Source organism: Chryseobacterium gleum, from assembly GCF_900636535.1.
Classification (GTDB): Bacteria; Bacteroidota; Bacteroidia; order Flavobacteriales; family Weeksellaceae; genus Chryseobacterium; species Chryseobacterium gleum.
The window spans coordinates 1,294,134-1,307,453 of sequence record NZ_LR134289.1 but is presented as its reverse complement, the minus strand read 5'-3'; the positions used below and the strand labels follow the sequence as shown (position 1 = coordinate 1,307,453).

General features: G+C 38.4%; 6 protein-coding genes and 1 pseudogene. 6 read left to right on the top strand and 1 reads right to left on the bottom strand.

Features of this window, described 5'->3' with window-relative positions; translation table 11 throughout:
- Positions 1–734 precede the first annotated feature (734 nt).
- The 6 genes and pseudogenes from EL165_RS05945 to EL165_RS05920 all read left to right on the top strand — a co-directional run bounded on the left by EL165_RS05945 (position 735) and on the right by EL165_RS05920 (position 12,898).
- Positions 735–1,121 carry a hypothetical protein gene (locus tag EL165_RS05945; protein WP_041461724.1) on the top strand — a complete coding sequence of 129 codons (387 nt, stop codon included), beginning with the start codon at positions 735–737 and terminating at the stop codon, positions 1,119–1,121.
- A gap of 126 nt (positions 1,122–1,247) precedes the next feature.
- Positions 1,248–5,595 (top strand): annotated as a pseudogene (locus EL165_RS05940) (CusA/CzcA family heavy metal efflux RND transporter).
- Positions 5,596–5,597: 2 nt separating this feature from the next.
- A complete protein-coding gene (locus EL165_RS05935; protein WP_041461450.1) occupies positions 5,598–6,752 on the top strand; it encodes an efflux RND transporter periplasmic adaptor subunit in 1,155 nt (384 codons plus the stop codon).
- A 42-nt stretch (positions 6,753–6,794) separates the two neighbouring features.
- A complete protein-coding gene (locus EL165_RS05930) occupies positions 6,795–7,259 on the top strand; it encodes a heme-binding domain-containing protein (protein ID WP_002978696.1) in 465 nt (154 codons plus the stop codon).
- Positions 7,260–7,334: 75 nt separating this feature from the next.
- On the top strand, positions 7,335–9,842 hold the full coding sequence (locus EL165_RS05925) for a cation-translocating P-type ATPase (RefSeq protein WP_002978697.1): 2,508 nt from the start codon (positions 7,335–7,337) through the stop codon (positions 9,840–9,842).
- Between the two features lie 542 nt (positions 9,843–10,384).
- Positions 10,385–12,898, top strand: coding sequence for an RCC1 domain-containing protein (locus tag EL165_RS05920; protein WP_050791114.1), 2,514 nt, complete (start codon positions 10,385–10,387; stop codon positions 12,896–12,898).
- A 106-nt stretch (positions 12,899–13,004) separates the two neighbouring features.
- On the opposite strand, the gene EL165_RS05915 is transcribed toward EL165_RS05920, so the two are convergent.
- Complete coding sequence (locus EL165_RS05915; RefSeq protein ID WP_002978699.1) at positions 13,005–13,319, bottom strand: hypothetical protein; 315 nt, start codon at positions 13,317–13,319, stop codon at positions 13,005–13,007.
- Position 13,320 lies beyond the last annotated feature (1 nt).

Sequence of the window (13,320 nt, the reverse complement as noted above, 5' to 3'; positions counted from 1 at the left end):
TATTAAAAGTATTTGTTGAAGTTAGTAAAAAATACAAAATTGGTGATTTTATATAACCAAATCAAAATAATGTATTTGCCACCAAGTCTTATAATGAACTACAACTTTCATCTAATTATTCTCTACATTTCAATCTGAGATAATGAATGACGAGAGTTTAGCAAGTTTATCCAAATCTTCTACAAAAGTGTTCGGAAAATGCACCGCTGAGGTCACTTAAAACGGACAAATCATTTTTATTAATGGTTTGTCCGTTTTTTATTTGAGTACTTTCAAGATTGAAAACAGGGCTGAATTTAGCTTTGATACAGAAATACGTTTTATTGAAATCAAATTTTCTAGCTTTATGAGTACAAGTTCTTGTTAATATGCCGGGAGATTATTCTAGATATATATCACTGTTATTCATATGTAAATAGATATATCCTGTAGGTAGTATTTTTACAAGACAAACTTCACCAGAAATTTTATTTTTTCTGCATATTTTCTGATTTTGGTTTTGAAATTAACTTAGGGGAAAATCTAAATGAAAATCAAGATGTCCCTGATTAACTCTGTAATGATTTCAGATGCATTCCTATCATTTAAAGTAATATAGCTTCTGAAAGAGACTGTCTCCGCTGTGGATTTCGTGTTGAAGTACTTTTTGTTCTCTGAAATCTTTGGTACAAACTGACTAAAACAATTTCTTATTTAAAATGGTTCTTAATGAAAAATTTTATAATTTTGATAGTGTGAAAAAGCTGATTTCCATATTGTTGTTAACATTGTATTTGGTTTCTACAACTGAACTGTATCAGCTTTTGAAAATGCCGCTTCTTATTGAGCACTATATTCAGCATAAAAGCCTGAATCCTGAAATGTCGCTTACTGCATTTCTGAAAACCCATTACGATCATCCTGTGAAGGACAGTGACCATGATCAGGACCAGAGATTGCCTTTTGTTTCACATGCAAGCCTGCTGTCTGTGGTTTTCACTATTAATCCTTCCTTAGATTTTCATTGTATAGAAAAAGTTTGCAATCCTATTGAAATAAAAAAGACCTTTTACAAAAGCGCACTTTATAATAAGGAAATTCTTAATTCTATCTGGCAGCCGCCAAGATTTCTTCAATCTTAATCTGTTTTACTCAGTCATTTTTTGACCGGGAAGGTATTCTGTATCTGTATATAATGCGGATGCATTGAATCTATGCGTCAGAATACCGGAATTTTATCACGATAATTAAGATTAATCAATCATTATATGCTTACAAAAATCATTGAGTTTTCTGTAAAGAATAAACTCATTATTGCATTGTTGGTATTGGGACTTATTGGTGTAGGTGCCTATCAGGTTACCAGACTGCCGATAGATGCGGTACCGGATATTACCAACAATCAGGTACAGGTTATTACCACGGCGCCATCTTTTGGTGCAACAGATATAGAACGGCTAATTACTTTTCCTATAGAGCAGGCCAATAACAATATTTCAGGATTAAAGGAGATCAGAAGTTTCTCGAGGTTTGGACTCTCTTTAGTGACCATTGTCTTTGAAGATGATGTTGATATTTACTGGGCAAGGCAGCAGGTAGCTGAAAGGCTTCAGCAGATACAGGCCGTTATTCCACAGGGAATTGGAAATCCACAGCTTGGACCTATTTCCACGGGGCTCGGCGAAATTTTTCAGTATGTGGTAAGACCCGAAAAGGGATATGAAAAAAAGTACAATATCACAGAACTCCGCACTATTCAGGACTGGATTGTAAGAAGACAGCTTTTGGGTGTAAAAGGAGTGGCGGAAGTAAGCAGCTTTGGAGGGAAACTGAAACAATATGAAATTGCTGTAAATCCGGACAGGCTTAATGCCTATGGAATAACAATCAATGACGTATTTGATGCATTGCAGGCCAACAATCAGAATACCGGAGGTGCCTATATCGAAAAAGGACCTACTGTTCTTTACATCCGGAGTGAAGGATTAGTAGGAAGTATTGAAGAAATCAACAATATTTCTATTGCAACCAAAACAAATGCTGTTCCTCTGTTTATACGGGATATTGCTGAAGTGAAAACCGGCTTTGCCACCCGTTATGGAGCCATGACTTTTAATGATCAGGGAGAAGTTTCCGGAGCTGTAGTAATGATGCTCAAAGGCGAGAACAGTAATCAGGTCATAAAAAATGTAAAAGAAAAAATTGCCCAGGTTCAGAAAACCCTTCCGAAAGGAGTGGTGATAGAGCCTTTTCTGGACAGAACCAAAATGGTGAACCATGCTATTGGAACAGTAGAAAAAAACCTTACCGAAGGAGCATTGATTGTCGTATTTGTACTGGTTTTATTTCTGGGAAATATAAGAGCAGGGTTGCTGGTTGCCTCTGTTATTCCTTTGGCGATGCTTTTTGCAATATGTATGATGAACCTTTTTGGAGTCAGTGGAAATCTGATGAGCCTTGGAGCCCTGGATTTCGGACTGATTATCGATGGAGCAGTGATTATTGTGGAATCTGTTTTACACCAGTTCAGTCACAATTCAAAATTTAAAAAGATATTCTCTGTCGGAAAATCCGAAATGGACACTATAGTTATAGAATCTGCAGGGAAAATGATGAACAGCGCTGTTTTCGGACAGATTATTATCCTGATTGTCTATCTCCCGATCCTTACCCTGCAGGGAATCGAAGGAAAAATGTTTAAACCGATGGCTCAGACCGTAGCTTTTGCACTCCTTGGCGCATTTTTGCTTTCACTGACCTATATTCCGATGATGAGTGCGGTACTGCTGAGAAAAAGAAGTGACAAACCAACATTATCAGACAGAATGATGAAAAAGGTAGAGAAGATCTATCTGATAGTTTTGCTCAAACTTATAAGAGTGCCCAAAATAGTTTTTGGTGTGGTGGCAGTCTTATTTATAACCGCTGTTTTCATTTTATCCAGAATGGGAGGCGAATTTATTCCTTCCCTTGAAGAAGGAGATTTTGCAGTAGATACAAGAGTTTTGCCCGGAAGCAGCCTGACAACAACTATTGAAAGTACCCAGAAAGCAGCACATATTCTCAAATCCAGATTTCCGGAGGTGGAAAAGGTAGTTACAAAAATAGGAAGCGGGGAAGTTCCTACAGACCCGATGCCGATGGATGCTTCTGATATGATGGTTATTTTAAAGGATAAAAAAGAATGGACCTCAGCATCTACTTTTCCGGAATTAGCGGATAAGATGGGTAAACAGCTGCAGGAGGTACCAGGAATTACTGCCAGCTTTCAATATCCTGTTCAGATGCGTTTTAATGAACTGATGACCGGAGCAAGACAGGATGTGGTAATTAAAATTTTTGGAGAAGACCTTGATGTGCTTTCCCAGAATGCACAGAAGCTTGGAAAAATTATAGAAACAGTAGAAGGAACCCAGAATCTTTACATGGAACCTGTTTCGGGAATGCCGCAGGTAATCATTGAATATAACCGTCCTCTGATTGCCCAGTACCATTTGTCTGTTTCTGACATCAACCGTGTTGTTAATACTGCATTTGCGGGGCAAAGTACAGGATTGGTTTTTGAAGGAGAAAAGCGCTTCGATATGGTGGTACGTCTGGATAACAAAGACCGGAAAAATGTTACCGATATTAAGAATCTTCTGGTTCCTACGCCTTTTGGGAATCAGATTCCGCTTTCTCAGCTTGCCAAAGTGGAAGTGAAAAATGGTCCCAATCAGATTCAGAGAGAAAATGCTCAACGAAGAATTGTTGTGGGTTTTAACATAAAAGACAGAGATGTTCAGAGTATTGTGGAAGAACTTCAGCAAAAGGTAGATCAGAAGATGAAACTTCCAACAGGATATTATATGACTTATGGAGGTTCGTTTGAAAATCTAAATAATGCCAAACAGCGTCTCATGATTGCAGTTCCTATTGCACTGGCTCTTATTTTCGTTATGCTTTTTCTGGCTTTTAATTCTGTGAAAGAAAGCTTGTTGATCTATACTGCGATTCCCCTTTCTATTATTGGCGGTGTATTTCTGATGGCACTCAGGGGAATGCCCTTCAGCATCAGTGCGGGCGTAGGATTTATTGCGCTCTTCGGAGTGGCAGTTCTCAATGGAATCGTGTTGATCTCAGAGTTCAACCGTCTTCACAAGAGAGGAATTAAAAATATCGTAAGAATCATTATAGATGGTGGAGAATCCAGGCTTCGACCGGTGCTGATGACGGCTTTTGTTGCTTCATTAGGATTTATTCCGATGGCGGTCAGCAACGGAGCTGGAGCCGAAGTACAGCGGCCTCTCGCAACAGTGGTTATCGGAGGATTGATGGTCGCAACTTTTCTTACCCTGTTTGTCTTACCATTATTGTATGTAACTATTGAAAAAGGATTCAAAAATGAAAAAAATAAAAAATAAAAAACAGGCTTCCATTCTGACCTTTTTGGTATGCTTCGGTTTTGCGGGACTGGTAAACTCCCAGACTCCCGTTACATTGCAGGATGCAGTTGATATTGCTTTGAAAAATAACAGAAATATTAAAAATGAAAAACTAAAATCAGAATATACGAAAGCCCTTATCCGATCATCATCTGACATTCCCCAGACTGGAGTAACGGTAGATTACGGACAGATCAACAGTGCTTTGACAGATATGAAATTCGGAATCTCACAGAATATAGCATTTCCGACTGTATATAAAAAGCAGAAGAACGTGTACACCGAAGAATGGAAAAAGTCTCTGCTGAACGTTTCTCTTAAAGAATATGAACTGAAGAAGGCCGTTAGTCTTACCTTTTACAATATCCTGTACGCAAAACAAAAAGAAAAGCTGCTTCAGGAAACATTAAAGCTGTACACTGATTTTCTGGATAAGGCCAATATCCGTCTGAAAGCAGGAGAGAGTAATATTCTGGAAAAAACTACGGCTTCCAACCAAAAGTCTGCTATTGAAATTCAGCTGAAGCAATTACGTCAGGAGCTTTCAGTGCTAAGATATCAGCTTCAGTGGCTTTTAAATACAGAAACAGATTTCATTCCGGAAGATCAGGGAATTTATCAGGGCAGTCTTAAAGAGGAGCTCAGCCTACATCCGGCTATTAAAGTATTGCAGCAGCAGAAAAATATTTCTGAACAGCAGATTGCCCTTGAAAAGGCAAAAATGCTTCCCGGACTTCAGCTGGCCTACAACCTCAACAGCTTCAAAGGGATGGGCGCAGATGATAAAGTGTACAACGGTACACCACAGTTTCATTCTGTACAGCTTGGAGTTTCAGTTCCTGTTTTTTCCGGAGGGCAGAAAGCCAGAATTCAGGCCGCAAAAATTGCTGAATCAGTTGTGGAAAGTGATATTGCCAATATGGAATTCAACCTGCAGAATCAATACAGAAAGGCATCCGGAATTTATCAGGCTAACCTTGACATTGTTTCACAATATGAAAACTCAGAATTGAAAAATGCCGATATCATCACTGAAACAGCTAAAAAACAGTTTCTTGAAGGAGAAATCAATTATCTGGAATTTGTCATCCTGATCAATCAGGCTGTCACTTTAAAAAGCAGCTATACCGATGCAGTATGGAAACTGAATCAGAGTGCTATAGAGCTGGAATACCTTACTTTAAATCCATAACAATGAAACGTACATTTAAAATTATATCATATTCCCTGTCAATATTAGGATTGCTCATGTTTTATGAGTGTAAAGACCATGGAAAAACAGAGCCGGCGCCGGCAACAGTATCTTCAAAAGATGAAAATGTAGTAATGCTTACCGATGCGCAACTGAAAAATGCACCTATAGTAACAACGGTACTCTCCCTGCAGAAAATCTCCTCCGTTTTAAAGCTGAACGGAATGATAGATGTACCGCCCCAAAATCTGGTTTCTGTCAGTATTCCTTTAGGCGGATACCTGAAATCAAGCAGCCTGCTTCCGGGAAAGCCGGTGTCAAAAGGGCAGGTGATTGCGGTGATAGAAAATCCGCAGTTTATTCAGCTCCAGCAGGATTATTTAATGGCGAAGTCTAAAAATCATTTTGCCCAATTGGATTATAACCGCCAGAAAACGCTCAACCAAAGTCAGGCCACCAGCGATAAGGTAATGCAGCAGGCCCAGTCTGAAATGAACAGCCAGAAAATCCTGATGAACTCTCTGGCTCAGCAGCTCCGACTTATCAATATCAATCCCGAATCTCTGAATTCCGGGAGTATTCAGAAAAGCGTACCGGTTTACAGCAGCATCAATGGCTTTGTTAGCAAGGTGAACGTGAATATCGGTAAATATGTGAATCCTTCTGATGTCCTTTTTGAACTCATTAATCCGGATGATATACATCTTAACCTGAAAGTATATGAAAAAGATCTGGCAAATCTGAAGAAAGGGCAGAGGTTTGCCGCCTATACCAATACCGAACCTGATAAAAAATACTATGGTGAAATCCTGCTGATCAGCAAAGATGTGACCCCGGGCGGATGGGCTGAAGTACATTGCCATTTTGAAAAATATGACCAGAGCCTTGTACCCGGAATGTATATGAATGCCGAAATTGAGACCAGTACCTCTTTTTCCAATGCTGTTCCTGAAGAGAGTATTGTCAATTTTGAAGGAAAAGACTTTGTCTTCGTAGAAGAAAAAAAACAAACCTACCGACTGACTCCTGTTACATTAGGCGAAACAGAAAACGGATTTGTTCAGATTATGAATGCTGGCGATTTTAAAAATAAAAAAATAGTCATCAAAAATGCATATACACTTCTTATGAAACTTAAGAACACTGCAGATGAATAAAAATTATAGTAAAATAAAAGAACTTATAAATAAATACAAATTATGAAAACATCTTCTTTAATAAAAACAGGAGCAGGCTTTGTAGTCCTGTTAATGATTGTAATTCAGTTTTTTGATACTGATAAAAATATAGCGGTGGTTCCTTCGGAAAATGCTATTGAAAAACATTACCGGGTTCCGGATCATGTGCAGGGAATATTAAAAACAAGCTGTTATGACTGTCACTCCAACACTACGGCTTATCCGTGGTACAATAACATACAGCCTGTGAAATGGTGGCTGGCAGATCATGTGAACTCGGGAAAGCGGCATTTCAATTTTGATGAATTTTACAGTTATTCAAAAGAGAAAAAATTAAAGAAACTTGATGAAGTGGCAGAAACCGTCAGAGAGGGTGAAATGCCTCTTACATCTTATACCGTTGTTCACCAGAATGCAAAGCTGAATGATACTCAAAAGTCAGAAATAGAACAATGGGTAAAAGAGGTTAAAAAGCAGATTGAATAGAAAAAACAGAAAACATTACTCTGATATAATAAAAACAATCAGTAAATTTAATATCCATATCCATATCCATTTCCTATGAATTACAATATACCGGAAGACTTAAAAGGACTTACAGACGCTGAAGTAGCCGATTCAAGAAAAAAGTACGGATATAACCACCTCGAAGCAGTTAAGAAAGAATCATGGGCAGATCTACTTCTCAACATCCTGAAAGAGCCGATGCTGATTCTTCTTATATGTGTTTCCTTCATTTATGTTCTTACAGGAGATTATGGCGAGGCTTTATTCATGTTTGCAGCTATTGTTGGGGTTACCGCAATTTCTTTTTACCAGGATAACCGGAGCAAAAAGGCGCTGGAAGAGCTAGAAAAGCTCAATGAACCATTAAGTAAGGTGATCAGAAATTCAAAGATTATCAATATTCCTACTTTTGAAATAGCTGTTGGAGATTTATGCATTACCGAAGAAGGAAACCTCATCAATGCAGACGGAAGAATTGTTCACAGCAACGATTTTTCTGTTAACGAATCTTCCCTTACAGGAGAGAGCTTTTCTGTTTTTAAGGACAGCAGATCTGAAGACAATAAAGTTTATAGCGGAACAATTACGGTTTCCGGGCTTGCGGTCTTTGAGGTCGAAAATATTGGAAAAGAAACTAAAGTAGGCAAAATAGGACAGTCTATACTCAATATAAAAACAGAAATATCTCCTTTACAGCTCCAGATCCGGAACTTTGTAAAGGGAATGGCTGTTATCGGAGTTATTATCTTTCTTGCAGTATGTATTTTCAGCTTTGTTAAAACGGGAAATTTTGTGACAAGTTTATTGAGCGGACTTACATTGGCAATGTCTGTTCTTCCTGAAGAAATTCCCGTAGCCTTCACAACGTTTATGGCTTTGGGTGCCTGGAAGCTGATGCGGGAGGGAATCATTATTAAGCGAAGCAGTATAGTAGAAACGCTGGGAAGCGTTTCTGTGATCTGTACAGATAAAACAGGTACAATTACGGAAAACTCAATGCAGTTGAAGCATCTTTATGATTACCGTTCTGACAGAACTTATGAAGAAACAGAGTTTGGAACAAAGGAACTGCATGAGCTTATTGATTATGCAATGTGGAGTAGTGAACCTGTGCCTTTTGATCCCATGGAAATTACATTGCATAAGATCTATGAGCAGAACCAAAAGCCTGATCAGAGGAAAGACTATCAAATGTTTCATGAATATCCGCTGGAAGGTAAACCGCCGATGATGACTCATCTTTTTGAAAACGAACAGAAAGACCGGATTATTGCGGCCAAAGGAGCTCCCGAAGCTATTATCAGTGTTTCCAATCTTTCAGAAGAGGAAAAAAGTAAAATAAGAACGTTAATAAAGAGTTTCGGAGAAAAAGGATACAGAGTTCTTGGTGTTGCCAGATCTCATTTTGAAGGAAATGATTTTCCCGATAAGCAGCAGGATCTTAAATTTGACTTTTTAGGTTTGACTGTATTTTATGATCCTCCTAAAAAAGGAATAAAAGAAGTATTTAAGCATATCTACGATGCCGGTATCCAGGTAAAAGTCATTACCGGAGATAATGCGGATACTACCAGAGCTATTGCATTGCAGGCAGGAATAAACAACAGTACCTCACCTGTTAATGGAAGTGAAATTGCAGCATGCCCAGAAGCAGATCTTATTAAGCTTTCTGAAGAGACTACTTTATTTACAAGGATGTTTCCGGAAGCTAAGCTGGAAGTGGTTTCGGCCTTGAAAGCACAAGGTCACGTTGTAGCAATGCTGGGGGACGGTGTGAATGATGGCCCGGCTTTAAAAGCAGCTCATATTGGAGTGGCAATGGGAAATAAAGGGACGGAAATTGCCAAATCAGCGGCTGCACTGGTCATTACCAATGATGATCTGGATAAACTCGTGATTGGAGTTGCTGCAGGAAGGAGAATTTATGCCAATATAAAAAAAGCGGTCCAATATATTATTTCCATTCATATTCCCATTATTCTTACCGTTTCTTTGCCTTTGTTTCTGGGTTGGGTATTCCCGCATATATTTACCCCGGTACATGTGATTTTTCTTGAACTGGTAATGGGGCCCACATGTTCTATTGTTTACGAGAATGAACCTATAGAGAGAAACGCTATGCAAAGACCTCCAAGAGCACTTACAGATACTTTTCTGAACTGGAGAGAACTCACCATAAGCATTATTCAGGGGCTCGTCATTACAGCAGGAATATTATGGTTGTATCAGTATTCTGTTAACCACGGAAATGATGAAGCTAAAACCAGAGCATTGGTGTTCACTACGCTTATATTTTCCAATATATTGCTGAGTCTGGTGAACCGCTCTTTCTATTACAGCATGCTGGAGAGTTTTAAGAACCGAAACGTTCTGCTTGCAGGCATTTCAGTATTGGTTGTACTTCTCCTGCTGATTATTCTCTATGTATCGCCTGTTTCGGAATTTTTCAGTGTGACAGCCCTCAGTATAAAAGAACTTGGACTGGCACTGCTCACTGCTTCAGTTTCTGTGCTGTGGTTTGAAATTTATAAATTCATAAAAAGGCTTTATTTTAAGAAATAATAGATTCGAAAAATAGTAAAAAGCATAATTTTAGAAATATTGAACATTGCACTCCTCCTTACTTTGGGAAAACACCTTTCAATGATTATATGGAAAATAAGTAGGGATTATTTTTTTTATAATATTAATCATATTTAGTTTTTGTATTAAAAAAAATACCACAAATAGGTAATTTTGAATTAATTATTTGAATATCCATAAGAAAGACATATTTTTGCACAACACAAGATGGAATTATACTTAATTCCATCTTGTTACCAAAAACTAATTGAAAACTAATTACACCATGAAAAAAACTATCCTGGATTTTATTTTATTATTCCATCCACATTGATTGTTTCCAACAATTAAAAACATCATCAAACTCTGAAAATTTCTTTGGAAATATATGCTGTATCTATCGGTATGGCTTACTGTTTATTTCTGAAGCAGAACTTTCATGGAGTTAAGAAACCACGTAAACAAAGCGGAACCGAAAAGCTAAACGAGTAGGAAGAATATTATAAAACTTAAACATGAAGAGAATTATTTTACTAAAAACCATGAAAAAACTTTATTTTTTATTATTAATTTGTATTTCATTTTCTGTATTGGCGCAAACGTATACTTACACAACGTACAATACCTCAAATTCGGCAATAGGAAGTAATTATATTGCTGACATTAAAACAGATCCCAATGGATTATTGTGGCTGGCCACTTACAACGGTGTTTCCTCTTTTAACGGAACCGCTTTTACCAACTATAATACTGCGAATTCCGGGATTGCATCTAATGCAATTCTAAAAATTGAAATTGATGGCCAGAACAGAAAATGGATTGCTTCTCAATTCAATGGGATTATCCTGTACAACGGTACAGCCTGGACCAATTACACCACCGCTAATTCGGGGCTTCCCAGCAATGAGATCATCGATATAGCGGTTGACGGGCAAAATAATCTTTGGGTTGTAACACAAGCAGGCCTTACAAAATTCAATGGTACTACCTGGACGACTTATAATTCAGTATCAAATTTAAATTCGGTAGCAACTGATAGTAATAATGGGGTTTGGGTTACAAACGGTGGTGTGTTATACAAATTTAATGGTACTGATTTTAATTTTGTAGCTCAGGGAACTGAAAAGATACTGAGAATTGCCAATAATACCATTTATGTAAAAGGCTTTGATAGTTTAATTACTTTAACAACAAGTGGAACCAATGTTACTTTTATTTATCAAAATAACTCCTGTCTGGCAGGATACAATCCAAATGCATTAGATGTTGACACTAACAGCAAAGTATGGATAGGGTTTAATGGTGCAGGCTTACAAAATTTTACCAATTGTACTACCTATACCAAAACAAATACAAATTCAGGCTTACCTGATGATTACTTTAGTGCTGTCAGAACACAAGCTTCAGGAACTATCTGGCTGGGAACATTGCAGCTTGGTCTGGTAAAAATGACACCAGCGGCAACCATTTGCAATCCACCTACCCAGCTGTATACTTCTAATATCACATCTAATTCTGCTACCCTTAACTGGCTGCCTTCAACATCGGCACCTAACGGAGGATATTATTATGTTTACAGCACCAGTCCGACAATGACAGGGTCAGCTACTGCCAGCTCTTCTACAACTGCGAATATTGCCAATTTACTTCCTAACACGACTTACTATTGGTGGGTCACTGCAAATTGCGTTACCAGTCAGAGTACATGGGTTCCGGGAGGAGCTTTTACTACACTTCCTGCCCAGACGGGATGCTGGAAAACAGTAAGTGCAGGATATCTACATTCATTGGGAATAAAAGCGGACGGAACACTTTGGGCCTGGGGTAATAACAGCGATAATCAATTGGGAGACGGAACCAATATTAACAGAAATAATCCGGTCCAGATAGGAACAGAAACCAATTGGAAAAAAGTTTTTGCAGGTGAGAAATATAGTGTTGCTATCAAAACAGACGGAAGCCTTTGGGCCTGGGGAAATAACCAGTTCGGGTATTTAGGAGACGGAACAACTACCAACAGAACAACTCCTACAAAAATAGGAACAGCTACAGACTGGGAAGATATTGCAGTTGGAGACAATCATAATTTAGGTCTGAAATCAAACGGAACGCTTTGGGCCTGGGGAATGAATATATACGGAGGACTGGGAGACGGGACTACTACTGATAAACTTATACCTGTTCAAATAGGGACAGCCAATTGGAAAAGTATTGCAGCCGGTAGTTTTTATTCAGTGGCAGTGAAGACAGACGGTACATTATGGGCCTGGGGATACAATGGGCATGGACAATTGGGCGATGGTACTTTAACTAACCGTATTGTGCCTAAACAGATTGGTACCGGTACCGATTGGGCAGATGTGGTTACAGGGAACTCACATACTGTAGCAAGAAAAACAAACGGGCTTATTTATACGTGGGGCTTCAACCAATCCGGTCAGCTGGCTGATGGAACTACCGTGAGCAGAGCTACCCCTTACTTAGCCGCTGATGGAATTCAAAAAGTTATTGCAGGAAGCTTCAATACCATGGCCATTACAATGTCCGGCACCGTGATTGCCTGTGGAAATAATACTACCGGATCTTTTGGAAATAATACTTCTGTAAGCTCTTCAAACTGGGTGAGCCTGGGTGCCAATACGCCTATAATCCTTTCTACGGGAGGATGGCATACCTTATCTGTAAATAATGATGGTATCTTGAAAGTATCCGGAGCTAATAACTATGGTCAGGTAGGCGACGGTACGAACGTTCAAAAACTTGCATTTACCCAGCTCACATGCCCTATAAGTAATTTAGCAGTTGAAGAAATTTCGATAGCATCTGAAAATCTGAAAGTTTTCCCGAATCCTGTTCTTGATCATCTCAACGTTTCATCCGATAAAAACATCCTGTCTGTAGCGGTTTACAATGCAGCCGGCCAACAGGTTCTTTTTGATGATATCAATAGTAATAAAGGAACAGTTGATTTTTCGGCTTTAACATCAGGAGTGTATATGGTAAAAGTAAATACTGGCCATAATACTGTAAAAACGGTAAAAGTAATCAAACGTTAAAAGTATAATGTAAAGTAGTAATTTAATAAACTTTAGTTTTGTTTTCACAGATCTAAAAACTAAAATACCCTGCTATAACAGCAGGGTATTTGTTTTGATTCAAACCTCACTTTTTTGCACGTTGTGATCTGCCTTCTACATTATGGGCGCTGTCAGATACTGCTGCATTGATATTGCCTGTGGCATTACCTGTATTATTATTGCTGGTTTTTCTTCCTCCAATGTGGTTTTTTGTATTAATACTGTCCTGACTTGTTGGGCCGCTTTTCAGAGTATCTGAAGCTGCTGAAACCGCTGTATCAGAATAATTGCTGTGGGTATTGGCGGAATCATTAACATAGTTACTGTTTTCCGTATTGTTTTTTTTGCAGGCCAGCATAATAAAGCTTATGGCTGCCATTGATAAGATTAAATTTTTCATA